The sequence below is a fragment of the Streptomyces megasporus genome (assembly GCF_000718985.1).
Classification (GTDB): domain Bacteria; phylum Actinomycetota; class Actinomycetes; order Streptomycetales; family Streptomycetaceae; genus Streptomyces; species Streptomyces megasporus.
Map to the genome: position 1 here is coordinate 1 of NZ_JODL01000165.1, position 317 is coordinate 317.

Genomic DNA, 317 nt, shown 5'->3' on the forward strand with positions numbered 1-317 from the left:
CAACTGGGAGATCTGGGTCCCCCCTGCTGACCCGCAGCCGGACCCCAACAAGGTGACTCCCGAGATTCTCTCCGACCTGGCCTTTAACTCGACCAAGTTGCCCACTCCACCGGTGGAGTTGCAGCCGCGTGCGGACCGGCTGCTCGTGAACCTCGGTACCAGGGTCGCGTTCAAGGGCGATCTCGACCGCGTGTGGACGACCGCCAGCCTCGACTACAAGGGTGTTCAGCTCGCCGCGACCACCGTCGCCACCCCTGTTGCGCTCAAGGTCGACGCCGGTACCGCCGACGCCGATCCGCAGAGCTGCACTTACGACC

Annotated in this window: 1 pseudogene; it reads left to right on the forward strand. The window is 65.9% G+C overall.

The features are described from left to right. Window positions 1–52 precede the first annotated feature (52 nt). Window positions 53–317: pseudogene (locus tag IF47_RS0127180) on the forward strand (hypothetical protein); the annotation flags it as partial.